General features: G+C 39.8%; 14 protein-coding genes and 1 pseudogene. 10 read left to right on the top strand and 5 right to left on the bottom strand.

Translation table 11 applies throughout. The features are described from left to right. Positions 1–80 precede the first annotated feature (80 nt). The 4 genes from HMPREF0848_RS09275 to HMPREF0848_RS09290 all read right to left on the bottom strand — a co-directional run bounded on the left by HMPREF0848_RS09275 (position 81) and on the right by HMPREF0848_RS09290 (position 3429). Positions 81–641 carry an MptD family putative ECF transporter S component gene (locus tag HMPREF0848_RS09275; protein WP_008536151.1) on the bottom strand — a complete coding sequence of 187 codons (561 nt, stop codon included), beginning with the start codon at positions 639–641 and terminating at the stop codon, positions 81–83. Between the two features lie 8 nt (positions 642–649). After that, a complete protein-coding gene (locus HMPREF0848_RS09280) occupies positions 650–1441 on the bottom strand; it encodes a formate/nitrite transporter family protein (RefSeq protein ID WP_037609453.1) in 792 nt (263 codons plus the stop codon). 116 nt (positions 1442–1557) lie between these two features. Further along, complete coding sequence (locus HMPREF0848_RS09285; protein WP_008536154.1) at positions 1558–2808, bottom strand: NAD(P)H-dependent oxidoreductase; 1251 nt, start codon at positions 2806–2808, stop codon at positions 1558–1560. An 18-nt stretch (positions 2809–2826) separates the two neighbouring features. Beyond that, complete coding sequence (locus HMPREF0848_RS09290) at positions 2827–3429, bottom strand: NADPH-dependent FMN reductase (protein ID WP_002888707.1); 603 nt, start codon at positions 3427–3429, stop codon at positions 2827–2829. A gap of 221 nt (positions 3430–3650) precedes the next feature. Between HMPREF0848_RS09290 and HMPREF0848_RS09295 the strand changes: the two genes are divergently transcribed. The 5 genes from HMPREF0848_RS09295 (at position 3651) to HMPREF0848_RS09315 (ending at position 7367) form a co-directional block, all read left to right on the top strand. Further along, a complete protein-coding gene (locus HMPREF0848_RS09295; RefSeq protein WP_002888708.1) occupies positions 3651–4097 on the top strand; it encodes a dUTP diphosphatase in 447 nt (148 codons plus the stop codon). A 10-nt stretch (positions 4098–4107) separates the two neighbouring features. Beyond that, positions 4108–4575 carry a cysteine hydrolase family protein gene (locus HMPREF0848_RS09300; RefSeq protein ID WP_008536157.1) on the top strand — a complete coding sequence of 156 codons (468 nt, stop codon included), beginning with the start codon at positions 4108–4110 and terminating at the stop codon, positions 4573–4575. Continuing rightward, positions 4572–5933: a DNA repair protein RadA gene (gene radA / locus HMPREF0848_RS09305; RefSeq protein WP_083802115.1), complete on the top strand. Its 1362-nt coding sequence runs from the start codon at positions 4572–4574 to the stop codon at positions 5931–5933. The genes HMPREF0848_RS09300 and radA overlap by 4 nt, the downstream gene beginning before the upstream one ends. 90 nt (positions 5934–6023) lie before the next feature. Next, positions 6024–6719 (top strand): TIGR00266 family protein, encoded by a 696-nt coding sequence (locus HMPREF0848_RS09310; RefSeq protein WP_008536168.1) that lies wholly within the window; start codon positions 6024–6026, stop codon positions 6717–6719. A gap of 150 nt (positions 6720–6869) precedes the next feature. Then, positions 6870–7367, top strand: coding sequence for a beta-class carbonic anhydrase (locus tag HMPREF0848_RS09315; protein WP_008536172.1), 498 nt, complete (start codon positions 6870–6872; stop codon positions 7365–7367). Between the two features lie 96 nt (positions 7368–7463). Here the strand turns inward: HMPREF0848_RS09315 and HMPREF0848_RS09320 are convergent, their stop codons facing one another. After that, positions 7464–7817 carry a DUF3397 domain-containing protein gene (locus tag HMPREF0848_RS09320; RefSeq protein ID WP_008536173.1) on the bottom strand — a complete coding sequence of 118 codons (354 nt, stop codon included), beginning with the start codon at positions 7815–7817 and terminating at the stop codon, positions 7464–7466. 171 nt (positions 7818–7988) lie between these two features. Between HMPREF0848_RS09320 and rplK the strand changes: the two genes are divergently transcribed. From rplK to HMPREF0848_RS09345, 5 genes and pseudogenes are all read left to right on the top strand, one after another. Further along, positions 7989–8414: a 50S ribosomal protein L11 gene (gene rplK, locus HMPREF0848_RS09325; RefSeq protein ID WP_002885648.1), complete on the top strand. Its 426-nt coding sequence runs from the start codon at positions 7989–7991 to the stop codon at positions 8412–8414. 98 nt (positions 8415–8512) lie between these two features. Next, positions 8513–9202: a 50S ribosomal protein L1 gene (gene rplA / locus HMPREF0848_RS09330; RefSeq protein ID WP_002888715.1), complete on the top strand. Its 690-nt coding sequence runs from the start codon at positions 8513–8515 to the stop codon at positions 9200–9202. Positions 9203–9383: 181 nt separating this feature from the next. Then, a complete protein-coding gene (locus tag HMPREF0848_RS09335) occupies positions 9384–11354 on the top strand; it encodes a peptide ABC transporter substrate-binding protein (protein ID WP_008536174.1) in 1971 nt (656 codons plus the stop codon). A gap of 235 nt (positions 11355–11589) precedes the next feature. Next, positions 11590–13044, top strand: a complete 1455-nt coding sequence (gltX, locus tag HMPREF0848_RS09340) for a glutamate--tRNA ligase (protein WP_008536178.1) — start codon at positions 11590–11592, stop codon at positions 13042–13044. 121 nt (positions 13045–13165) lie between these two features. After that, positions 13166–13930, top strand: a pseudogene (locus HMPREF0848_RS09345) (transposase); the annotation flags it as partial.

Below are 13930 nucleotides of genomic sequence, written 5' to 3' on the forward strand. Positions count from 1 at the left end.
AAAAAGACTATATTCCTTCTCATTATAACATAAGAAAAGCGTGTTTGTCTTGTACTCTCTGTTAGGAACGTAGGTGGTTATTATTTTTTAAGCCAGTTTTTAGCAATGTAACCTCCAATGAGAGCAGCCATGAGAGTTCCACCTATTAGAATTAAGACATGGCTAGTTGTAAATGGAACCATAACTTGGTCTACATAATCCTGTGTTTTCCCCTTGGCAAGGAGTTGTGCAATATAGGCTTTAGGAGCTAACCACATGGTAACAATGGGAGCCAAGTTTCCCAGAGAGAATATCATGTAGGAAAGTAGATTAAATTTATCATTCTCATAATTACCTTGCTTGGCAATAAAATCAGCGATTAGACCAGCTAAAAGGTTGGGAAGGAAGGTAAGGACAAAGTGACCAGAAGCAAAGAAGAAGACGGACATAAATATGCCTAGACAGGTAATAGCTCCAAATTGCTTGGTCTTTCGGATAAGCCCCAAATAAACCCATCCTGCAAAGATAGCCACCATAGCAGGTGTGTGATACATGTTTTTGACTTTAAAAAATATTAAATCAATGGCGACAGCTATAGCTAAGCAAATAAAATAAAGCAGCATAGCCAGGATAGTCTCTTTGATAAGTCTTTTTTGACGCATGTGGCCTCCTAATCAATGTGAGGTGTCTTAGTTTTATTGAGCCAAGAGTATGCCAAACCAATGAAAATACCGCCGCCAATCCAGTTACCGAAGAAAACGACTACCCACTGACGTAGAATATTTGCCAATGTGAAATTGTCCACAGCATCACGGACACCATTGAAGCCTAGCAACATAAAGGAAGCAAAGTTAGCAATCAAGTGTTCATTCACCAAGAAGACAAACATAAAGATGGCTGATAGGGCAATGAAAATCTTGGCAGACTCTTCTTTGAGGAGCATATAGCCCAAGATAGCAAGGTTGACGAACATATTAGCAGTAATACCTTCAGTAAAGTTCATCCAATCTGTTTTTCCAAGTTTAGTGGAAACAGCAGTGACTAGGAAGCTCTTGTCTGTCAAATGGTGGAAAGAGAAGGATTGATTGAAAAACCAAGCTAAGATAAGAGCTCCGACAAAATTAAAGAAAGTACAATAGAGAAGGATGGTACAAACCTTACTCCATTTGATTTTGCCATAATAGGCACCACTAGTAAGGAACATCATGTTTGAAGTGGCTAACTCTCCGTTGAAAATGAGAACGAAGACCAATCCGATAGCAAAGATAAAGGCAAATACAAAGCGAGAAAGGGCTGGTATACCTGTAGCAATAATATCAGCACCAATAATCCCTACCGCAGTTGACATGGTAAGATAAGCGCCTGCAAGCATCGAACGCAAGGCATAGCGACCAAGGCTTTCGTTGAAGAGCGCTTCTTTTTTAGCGCAAGCAGCAAAAACTTTTTCTTGGAATTGAGACATAAATTTACCTCTAAGTAGTGTGACATGGAGCATGAGTAGCTACACATGCTTGGATGAAGGTTAATCTAAGATGACCATGAAAAAAGCCAGGACAGTTGTCCCAACTTTTCCAAGTCTTAATGTGAGGATGCTCCAGATGTTGCATCTGCGTCTGGAGCTGCATCGCCACCGTGACTGCCGGCATCTGATGCTCCAGATGTTGCGTCGCTACCGCCATGACTAGCTGCAGCCGGTGCAAAAGGACCACTTCCTCCGACAAGGCGTTGACCAGTTGTTTCGAGATACCAGTCAAGCCATGGTTTAAAGTTAAAGACGATTTCATTGATTCCTGCATAAGAACCATCATCATAGTACATAGCCTGATAATTGTGTGTGTTGATAACCCCTTCAGGTGAGCCTGGGACAATCGTACGCACATATTCTTGGTTGCCGTTACGAAGGGTACCGATAACCCATTCCACATTTTTCATACGAGCTGGTGGAAGTGAACCGTGAACTGTTGACATACGGCTACCTGATTGAGGTGGCACACGTTTGGCAAACATGGTATCAGGATCTTGATGGGCATTATTGTAGTAGAGGAATTGGTTATTATCATCGGCATAAGTTAATTCAAATGGCATAGCCTTGAGGAACATGTCAATTTGGTTAACTGTCAAAATACCGTGATCTAGTTTAACATATGTATCACCAGACACTGCACCAGTGATTTCAGCTACTTTTTCTACCCATTCTGGATCGTCAGGATCAACCTCGGTAACAGTTGTAGCGATTGGGTTGTTACAATCTAAGTCTTCTGGTTCAATTGGTTTTGGTTTTTTCAATTTAGAAACCACTCCTACATATTGGACAAAATTGTCTAAGCATTGTTCAAGGAAGTTAACAGTACCTTCATTTGTGATGTTACCATCAAGGTCGAAAGCTTCTTTGGCCTTACCAAGCAAGAATTCATTACCTGGAAGTGTATAGGCGTTGACACCAGGTGCTTCAAGGATTTTACGCAAATGTACTTGGGCGCGTGAAGTTCCTTGGTCGTAGTAAGATGCCCCAACAATCATGACAGGTTTGTTTTCAAATGGGTGCACTTCGAATGAGAGCCACTCTAAAACAGATTTAAGCGCTGCAGAAATGGTGTGGTTGTGTTCGGGAGTTGCAATGATGACCCCATCAGCGCGTGTAATCTTGTTGTTAAGCAAGCGAAGTTGGAAGCTTTCGTCCCATTTTTCGTCTTGGTTAAACATAGGCACTTCGTCAATTTCCAAGACTTCAAGTTCAAATTTAATTTTAAAATGTCTTCTGATAAATTCGAGCAATTTACGGTTGTATGATTGATCATAATTTGCTCCAACAAGTCCAACAAATTTCATAGTTTCTAGTCTCCTGTATTATAAGCTTTCCCAGTCAAAGTTTTCAGCTTCTTTATGTAGCAATTCTGTAGCGTGTGAGAGTTTACCAGTGATTTTAACAAACAGACGGAAGTCATCAAAAATGGCGTCTAATTTTTGAATAACATCAAGGTCAACCAAATCACCATTGCCATCAAAAGCTTGGAGAGAATGTGATAGCAAGAATTCGTCTGGAAGCACATTAGCTTTGATTTCTGGAGCGTTCAAGATTTGACGGAGTTGTAGCTGTGCGCGAGAAGCACCAAGAGTTCCGTAAGATGCCCCTGTAATCATAACGGGTTTATTCAAAAGAGGGAACACACCGTATGACACCCAAGCTAGAGCGTTCATAAGAACAGCAGGAATAGAATGGTCATATTCAGGTGTTCCAATGATGACCCCATCGGCTTCTTCAATTTTCTTAACAACCTCTAGGACATTTTCTGGAAGTTGTTTATTGGCTGGCTTGTTAAAGACAGGGAAGTCTTTAATTTCTACGAGTTCGATGTCTGCCTTATCTGCAAAATGTTTCTGAATATATTGCAATAATTGTCTATTAGTTGAACGCTTTGAATTCGTACCAACAAGTCCGATGAATTTCATGACAATTCTCCTTAAAAGTATTATATCTTATACTATGTTAGCGTTTTCCTACCTAAAAGTCAATCTTAGTTTAATGAGAATGCCATTAGACTGCTACCTTTGTCATCTTATTTCGAATAGATTATAATAGGATGGATATCAAAAAAGCTACTCTTTTTGTTAAAGCTAGTGTTGCTAATTTTACAAGACAAAGTCAATAGATGTATCGAAAGGAAAAAATAATGACAAAAATTCGTGGATTTGAACTCGTATCAACCTATAACAATCAGGACTTGCTTCCAAAACGTGAGACAGCTCATGCTGCAGGCTATGATTTAAAGGTAGCAGAGAACACTGTAATTGCTCCTGGAGAAATTGTTCTCGTTCCAACAGGTGTTAAGGCTTACATGCAACCTGGTGAGGTCCTCTATCTCTTTGACCGTTCATCGAACCCTCGTAAAAAGGGGCTGGTTTTAATCAATTCTGTAGGTGTTATTGATGGCGATTATTATGGTAATCCTGGAAATGAGGGTCATATCTTCGCTCAGATGAAAAATATTACTGATCAACCCGTGACTCTTGAAGTTGGCGAACGCATTGTTCAAGGTGTCTTTATGCCTTTCTTGATTGTTGATGGAGATGAGGCAGATGGTGTGCGAACTGGCGGATTTGGGTCAACTGGACAGTAGAGGGAGCAAAGTGGCAGATTATTTGTTAGTAATCGATATGCAGTCAGATTATGTTGCTGTAGGAAAAGCATATCATGAAGAACTGATTGCAGCTGTAAATGACAAAATTGCTAGCTATCCCAGCGACCGGGTTATCTATATTCTCAATCGTTTTTTCTGGGAGAGAAAAGATAGAAAGAAGAAATTTGCGACCGGCTTGCTGCTTGTATTTTCTCGTATCTTTGAGAAATCTCGGGCTTCTTGCTTTACTAATCCAGATTTAAAAGATTTTTTAGAGGAAAATGGTGCTAAGAGCATAGAGTTTATAGGGGTAGATGGCAATGGCTGTGTCAAGGCTTCCGTTTTAACGGCTGTCAAGGAGAATTATCAGGTTTCTGTCGATTTGTCTGCTGTCGGAGTTGTCAACCAGAAGAAATTTCAAAATACATTGTATAAGTGGCGCTCTATAGGAGTTGCAGTAGAAGGAGAATTATTATAGCTAAGAAAAAATCAACTTTTGTTTGTCGAGAATGTGGCTACAATTCACCCAAATATCTAGGGCGCTGTCCCAACTGTTCTTCTTGGTCCTCTTTTGAGGAAGAAGTTGAGGTGCAGGAGGTTAAAAATGCCCGTGTCAGTTTGACGGGTGAAAAGTCTAAACCAACTAAATTAAAAGAAGTCTCTTCGATTAATTATGCTCGCATAAAGACCGACATGGATGAGTTTAACCGTGTCTTAGGTGGCGGTGTGGTTCCAGGTAGCCTGGTTCTTATTGGAGGGGACCCAGGGATAGGAAAATCGACCCTTCTCTTACAAGTGTCAACACAGCTGGCTAACAAGGGAACTGTCCTCTATGTATCTGGGGAAGAATCTGCCGAGCAAATCAAATTGCGGAGTGAACGTTTAGGTGATATTGATAACGAATTTTATCTTTATGCTGAGACCAATATGCAAGCCGTTCGCAGTCAAGTGGAGGCTATAAAACCTGATTTCCTCATTATCGACTCTATTCAGACCATCATGAGTCCAGAGATTTCTGGCGTTCAAGGTTCGGTTTCTCAGGTTCGTGAAGTTACTGCTGAACTCATGCAGATTGCCAAAACCAATAACATTGCCACCTTTATCGTTGGGCATGTGACCAAGGAGGGACAGCTGGCTGGGCCACGTATGTTGGAACACATGGTGGATACTGTGCTCTATTTTGAGGGGGAACGTCACCATACCTTCCGTATTTTACGAGCAGTCAAAAACCGTTTTGGTTCAACCAATGAGATTGGGATTTTTGAGATGCAGTCTGGTGGTTTGGTAGAGGTTCTAAACCCTAGCCAAGTTTTCTTAGAAGAACGCCTAGACGGTGCCACAGGTTCTGCCATTGTTGTCACAATGGAAGGTAGCAGACCTATCCTAGCTGAAGTTCAAGCCTTGGTGACACCAACCGTCTTTGGTAATGCCAAGCGGACAACAACAGGACTGGATTTTAACCGTGTTAGCCTTATCATGGCTGTTTTAGAGAAACGCTGCGGACTTCTTCTTCAAAATCAAGACGCCTATCTCAAATCAGCTGGTGGTGTCAAATTAGACGAGCCGGCTATTGACCTTGCTGTTGCCGTTGCTATTGCTTCCAGTTACAAGGAGCTTCCAACCAATCCCCAGGAAGCCTTTATAGGAGAAATTGGCTTGACTGGAGAGATTCGCCGTGTGACTCGGATTGAGCAGCGCATCAATGAAGCCGCTAAACTAGGCTTTACTAGGATTTATGCCCCTAAAAATTCCCTTCATGGCATGGCAATTCCAGAAGGTATTCAGGTTGTTGGGGTCACAACGGTAGGAGAAGTGCTCAAAAAAGTCTTCTCTTAAAAAAATCTTGCCCAAAGCGATATATTGTAAGCGCTTGCAAAAATATCTGTTCAATGCTATACTTTTCTTAAGAATAGGGAGGTATTTATGATGCAATTTTTCACAGACAGCAATATGCAATTCCCACTGGTAGAGTTAACTCTTAATCAAGGTGAAACGGTTTTTATCCAACGTGGCAGTATGGTATACCACACACCTAATGTAACCCTGAGTACTAGATTAAATGCTAGTGGCTCAGGGTTGGGTCGCCTTGTGAAAGCGGTTGGGCGTTCAATGGTTTCGGGTGAAAGTAGCTTTATTACTCAGGTTGTTGCTCAGTCCAATAATGGTTATTTGGCTTTGGCACCTGATTCCCCAGGTCAGGTGATTCCTTTGTATCTGGGTGAAAAGCAGTACCGACTTAATGATGGTGCCTTTCTAGCACTTGATGGCACGGCCTACTATACAATGGAATACCAGTCTGTTGGTAAGGCTCTTTTTGGTGGCCAAGGTGGCTTCTTTGTGATGACGACACAAGGTCAAGGGACCCTTTTGGCCAATGCTTACGGTTCCATCAAAAAAATTGAGCTGAACAATCAAGAAGTGACTATTGACAATGCCCATGTTGTTGCTTGGAGTCAGTCTCTGGATTACAATATTCATTTGGAAAATGGTTTCTGGCAGTCTATCGGAACAGGAGAAGGGGTTGTTAATACCTTTAGAGGGACAGGCGAGATTTATGTTCAGAGTCTCAATCTTCAGACCTTTGCAGGCCTTCTTAATCGCTACTTACCAAAACGATCATAATAGTAATGACGAGAGTATCCTAACCTTTGTGATACTCTTGTTTTTCTTTTTCAGCAATTCATTTAACTGACAAGGTTTTTAAAAGGTGGTAAGATATAACCTAGATAATTTAATGTTTATCCTAATTTGTCCACTAGAAAGTGAGTTACTATGTCTTATTTTAAAAACTTTCTCAATGCTAATAATGCCTATGTCGATTTGCATGGGACAGGCCATCTTCCCTTGAAACCAAAGACAAAGGTTGCTATTGTGACCTGTATGGATTCTCGCCTTCACGTTGCTCAAGCCTTGGGCTTAGCTCTTGGTGATGCCCATATTCTACGTAATGCAGGTGGGCGTGTGACAGAAGACATGATTCGTTCTTTAGTCATTTCTGAACAACAGATGGGAACACGTGAAATAGTGGTTCTCCACCATACAGATTGTGGTGCTCAGACCTTTAAGAACGATGAATTTACAGCTTACCTCAATAAAGAACTAGGTGTTGATGTGTCTGATAAAGACTTTCTTCCATTCACTGATGTTGAAGAGAGTGTTCGTGAAGATATGGCTATTTTACGTCAGTCACCGCTTATTCCTGAAGATGTCGTTATTTCCGGTGCAGTTTATGATGTTGATACTGGACGAATGACCCAAGTAAATCCTTAATACTGAATAGTTAAGCAGGCACGAATGCCTGCTTTTTATGATTCAACGCAAAAAAACTCAGCACACTGAAATAATGTACTGAGTCTGTCTCATTGTCTAAGTGACGATAAAAATAAGAATGACAGTCCCTAAATAGAAGAGACTGGTGATGAAGAAACTGATGCGCCAGAATAATTTAAAGAACCGTTTAAACTTAAAGGATTGTGTCTTCCTTAACATCTGAATTGTGATAATGATAGCTGCCAAGGATAGCAAGATTGTGATGTATGGCAAAAAACTATGAGTAAAGGAACGTGCTGATACGGCAACTACTTCAATAAAGTATAGCGGAAAGGTTAAATCAGCAAAATTAAGCCCAAGGTATTTTAAACTGAAGAAGCGATGGATAATAAAAGCAAAGATAGGTGTTAAAATCAAAAATGCTATGGCAAAGAATTTATATAGAATCATAAATCTATTTTACCTCGAAAAGGGCTTTATGTAAATTTTTTCCTAAACTTAATAAGAATTTCTTGCATCTAAAAGGAATTTCTGTATAATAGATAAGGTATGTAAAAACATACTTGTGGGAGGTAACAAAACTTACTTACCGCCAAAACCACAATAGGAGGAAATTACAAAATGGCTAAAAAAGTCGAAAACATCGTAAAACTTCAGATTCCTGCTGGTAAAGCGACTCCAGCTCCACCAGTTGGACCAGCCCTTGGTCAAGCCGGAATCAACATCATGGGATTCACTAAAGAGTTTAACGCTCGTACAGCTGACCAAGCTGGTATGATCATCCCAGTTGTTATCTCTGTGTATGAAGATAAATCATTTGATTTCATCACTAAAACACCACCAGCTGCTGTTCTTTTGAAAAAAGCAGCAGGTGTTGAAAAAGGTTCAGGTACTCCAAACTCAGTTAAAGTTGCTTCAGTAACTCGTGCACAAGTACAAGAAATTGCTGAAACTAAAATGCCTGACTTGAACGCCGCAAACATCGAATCAGCTATGCGTATGATCGAAGGTACTGCACGTTCAATGGGATTCACTGTTACTGACTAATTCAGTTAACAAGAAAACCACAGACGTCGTCTCACTTCGCTGAGTGACGTGGAAGATGAAAGTCGTTATGACCACATTACACAAGGAGAAATAATTAAATGGCTAAAAAAAGCAAACAAATGCGTGCTGCTCTTGAGAAAATCGACAGCACAAAAGCTTACAGCGTAGAAGAAGCTGTAGCTCTTGCACAAGAAACTAACTTCGCAAAATTCGATGCTACTGTTGAAGTATCATACAACCTTAACATCGACGTTAAGAAAGCTGACCAACAAATCCGTGGCGCGATGGTATTGCCAAACGGTACTGGTAAAACTCAACGTGTTCTTGTATTTGCTCGTGGTGCTAAAGCTGAGGAAGCTAAAGCAGCAGGTGCTGACTTCGTTGGTGAAGATGAACTCGTTGCTAAAATCAACGGTGGATGGCTTGACTTTGACGTTGTTGTTGCAACACCAGATATGATGGCTATCGTTGGTCGTCTTGGACGTGTCCTTGGACCACGTAACTTGATGCCAAACCCTAAAACTGGTACAGTAACTATGGACGTTGCTAAAGCAGTTGAAGAGTCTAAAGGTGGTAAAATCACTTACCGTGCTGACAAAGCAGGTAACGTACAAGCTATCATCGGTAAAGTTTCATTTGAAGCTGAAAAATTGGTTGAAAACTTTAAAGCATTTAACGATGCTATCCAAAAAGCTAAACCAGCTACAGCGAAAGGTGCTTACATTACAAACCTTTCAATCACTACTACACAAGGTGCTGGTATCAAAGTTGATCCAAACTCATTGTAAGAGTAGTAAGGAACCTATCTTCGGATAGGTTTTTTTGTTGCCTGAAGTGAGATGTATGAACAGAAAATAAAAATATTCAGAAAGTAGTTTTAATTTTCCGAACTTATGGTATAATTTAAGCGTATACACATCATTATTGAATGTTTAAACTTATGACATTGCAAATTTAAGGAGACGATGCATGAAAAAGAGTAAGGTATTTTTGCTGGCGGCCGTAGGTCTGCTATCTGTGGGTGTTTTAGCAGCTTGTTCGTCATCAAGTAAGACATCTGGGAAGACTTATAATTATGTTTATGGTGGTGATCCTGCAACCCTAGATTATGTTTCTACAAATAAGAAAAATATGACTACAGCTGTTAGTAATGGTGTTGATGGTTTGTTTGAGAATGACCAATATGGTAACCTTAAACCATCTGTAGCTGAAAGTTGGTCTGTTTCCCAAGATGGTTTGACCTATACCTATAAGATTCGTAAGGGTGTTAAATGGTACACTTCAGATGGTGAAGAATACGCTGATGTGACAGCCAAGGACTTTGTGACTGGGCTTAAACATGCTGCTGATACAAAATCTGAGGCTATTTACTTGTTGCAAAACTCTGTTAAAGGCTTGAATGACTATGTTTCAGGAGATAATAAAAACTTTGCAGATGTAGGGATTAAGGCTATTGATGATCATACCTTGCAATATACTCTTAGTGAACCAGAGCCTTATTGGAATTCCAAGTTGACTTATTCAGTGACTTGGCCTGTTAACGCAGATTTTTTGAAATCGAAAGGGAAAGACTTTGGTAAATCAACAGATCCAACTTCTATTCTTTATAATGGACCATTCCTTCTTAAATCACTGACAACTAAATCCTCAATTGAGTTTGTTAAGAACGAAAATTATTGGGATAAGGACAATGTCCACTTTGACAATGTTAAGTTAACTTACGATGATGGGACAGACCAAGAATCTTTGGAACGTAATTTTACGGATGGTGTCTACAACCTAGCACGTCTATTCCCAACAAGTTCGAATTATTCTAAAGTTGCCAAACAGTATAAAGATGACATCTACTACACACAACCTGGTGCCGCTGTAGAAGGTGTTGGTATTAACATTGATCGTCAAACTTATGGTCATACTTCTAAAGAAAATGATCAACAAAAGTCATCAACGAAAGCAGCTCTTCTTAACAAAGATTTCCGTCAATCGTTGAGTTTTGCCATTAATCGTACGAATTATGCAGCTCAATTGAATGGTAAAGAGGCAGGAAAAACAGCTGTCCGTAATATCTTTGTCAAACCTGATTTTGTACAGGCAGATGGCAAAAACTTTGGAGCTATGGTGATGGAACAACTTCCAGCCTTTGGTGATGAGTGGGCAGGCGTGAATCTTGCCGATAGTCAAGACGGACTTTACAACCCAGAAAAGGCTAAAGCTGAGTTTGCTAAAGCTAAAGCAGCTCTTCAAGCAGAAGGAGTACAGTTCCCTATTCATTTGGATGTTCCTGTTAATCAGACAAATAAGATTTATGTGAATCAAGTACAATCACTTAAAGAATCTGTTGAATCTGCTCTAGGAAAAGATAATGTTGTACTTGATCTCCACCAAATGTCATCTGATGATTTCTACAATATCACTTATTCTGCGGCAAATGCAGCAGCAGAAGATTGGGATTTATCAGTTGGTGTTGCCTGGGAACCAGACTATCTAGATCCATCTACTTACCTTGATGTCTTGAAGACTACTAATAGCGAGAATACGAAGTCCTTTATGGGATATGATAATCCTAATAGCCCAGCAGCTGAAAAAGTAGGTCTTAAAGAATACGATCAGCTCGTTGACGATGCTTCTAAAGAAACAACCAATTTAACAGCTCGTTATGAAAAATATGCCAAAGCTCAAGCATGGTTGACAGATAGTTCGCTGTATATCCCAACAACTACTTATAATGGGGCTGCAGCTGTGATTTCACGTATCAAGCCATTCTCTGGAGCTTATGCTCAAGCAGGTGATAAAGGTTCGACTTACTACTTCAAGTATCTCCAATCTCAAGATAATATTGTTACTAAGAAACAGTATGATTCGGCCTACAAAGATTGGTTGAAAGAAAAAGCGAAATCTAATGACAAGGCTCAGAAAGATTTTGAAAAACACATTAAGTAATCTATACAAAACGACTTCCTATAGGTGGTCGTTTTTTTGATAAAATTTCTCGAACCATCTCTAGATTGTGATATAATAAGAAGGATTGGTACTCGCTTACAAACCTTTATTGTGAAGGTAAAAAAAGTTGAGTTGCCTGCTGATACTTGAAATTTTAGAGTCGCCTCTTGAGATAGATTCTAATCTAATGAAGTATCCAAAGACTGAAGAATGAAACATAAAAAGGAGACTTATCTTGGCTAAAGATATTCGTGTTCGTTACGCACCAAGTCCAACAGGACTTTTACACATTGGTAATGCCCGTACAGCATTGTTTAATTACCTCTATGCTCGTCATCATGGCGGTACTTTCATTATCCGTATTGAAGATACTGACCGTAAACGTCACGTTGAAGATGGTGAACGTTCTCAACTTGATAACTTGCGTTGGTTGGGAATTGACTGGGATGAAAGTCCAGAGACACATGAAAATTACCGTCAATCAGAGCGTTTGCCACTTTATCAAAAATATATTGATCAGCTCTTGGCAGAAGGTAAGGCTTACAAGTCATATGTGACTGAAGAAGAATTGGCAGCAGAGCGTGAACGTCAAGAAGCTGCTGGTGAAACACCTCGTTATATCAATGAATTTCTTGGCATGACTGAAGAAGAAAAAGCTGCCTACATCGCCGAACGTGAAGCGGCAGGTATCGTTCCAACAGTTCGTTTAGCTGTTAATGAGTCAGGAATTTACAAATGGCATGATATCGTTAAAGGAGATATCGAATTTGAAGGTGGTAATATCGGTGGTGATTGGGTTATCCAGAAGAAAGATGGTTACCCAACTTACAACTTTGCGGTAGTTATTGATGACCACGATATGCAAATTTCACACGTTATCCGTGGAGATGACCACATTGCTAATACACCAAAACAACTTATGGTTTATGAAGCTCTTGGTTGGGAAGCTCCTGAGTTTGGACACATGACCCTTATCATCAATTCTGAAACAGGTAAGAAGTTGTCTAAACGTGATACGAACACCCTTCAATTTATAGAGGATTATCGTAAAAAAGGTTACCTTCCAGAAGCAGTCTTTAACTTCATTGCTCTTCTTGGTTGGAATCCTGGTGGAGAAGACGAAATCTTCTCTCGTGAAGAGCTGATTAAACTCTTTGATGAAAATCGTCTCAGTAAATCTCCAGCAGCCTTCGATCAAAAGAAATTAGATTGGATGAGTAATGACTACATTAAGAATGCAGATTTCGACAAGGTCTTTGCTCTTTGTAAGCCTTTCTTGGAAAAAGCTGGCCGCTTGACAGACAAGGCTGAAAAATTAGTGGAACTCTACAAGCCACAAATGACAGCTGCAGAAGAAATTGTTCCTCTTACGGATCTCTTCTTTGAAGATTTCCCAGAATTGACAGAAGCTGAAAAAGAATTTATGGCTGGTGAAACAGTACCAACAGTGCTTAAAGCCTTTAAAGCGAAACTTGAAGCAATGTCAGATGATGAATTTGTCACTGAGAATATTTTCCCACAAATTAAGGCTGTTCAAAAAGAAACAGGAATTAAAGGGAAAAACCTCTTCATGCCAATCCGTATCGCTGTTTCAGGAGAAATGCACGGTCCAGAATTGCCAGATACTATTTTCTTGCTTGGTCGTGAAAAATCAATTAAACATATTAATCAAGTTCTTGAGACGCTATAAAAACGAACCCAACATCTGTTGGGTCAGATTGAAGACAAAGCCCTCAGAAGTTATACTTCTGGGGACTTTTCTTGCTTCGAAGGAGTATAATAAAAGAAAAGGTATTTGATGAGGTACTCCTATGTTTCACAAAGATAATCCTGAATATAATCGTCGTCAAATAGGTTTCTATACACTTGATGAACTTGTGCCTAAAGACCATTTTCTAAGAAAAGTTGAAGAAACGATTGATTTTTCTTTTATTTATGATGTTGTTGAGGATAGTTATTCTTCAGATAATGGTCGCCCTAGTCTAGACCCTGTTTTGTTAGTTAAGATTCCTTTGATTCAATGTTTTTATGGCATTCGTTCTATGCGCCAAACCATCAAGGATATCGAGGTGAATACGGCTTATCGTTGGTTTCTTGGCTTATCTCTGGATGATAAGGTACCACATTTTACAACTTACGGTAAGAACTATAGCCGACGCTTTCAAAATAAAGAATTGTTAGCACACATTTTTAGTCATGTGCTTCATCACGTTTTGGAGGCGGGGCTCATTGATCCCTCAGAAATCTTCATCGATGGGACACATATCAAGGCAGCTGCTAATAATCATAAGTACCAAAATGTTGTTGTTGATCAAAAAGCTAAATTCATGAGTGAACAACTGGATGTTGAGATTAATTTAGACAGGAAGAAGCATGCAAAAAAGTTCTTAAAGCCCGACCAAAAAAGGCGAAGGACTAAATCTAAAGAAACAATCAACGACTGATCCAGATAGTGGTTGGTTTCACAAAGGGAGAACACAAGGAAGTCTTCGCTTATAATGCTCAGGTAGCTTGTGATAAACATGGTTGGGCCTTGGCTTATACAGTTGAAGCAGGTAACATCCATGATAGTCAGG

It is taken from the genome of Streptococcus sp. C150 (assembly GCF_000187445.1).
GTDB lineage: Bacteria > Bacillota > Bacilli > Lactobacillales > Streptococcaceae > Streptococcus > Streptococcus raffinosi.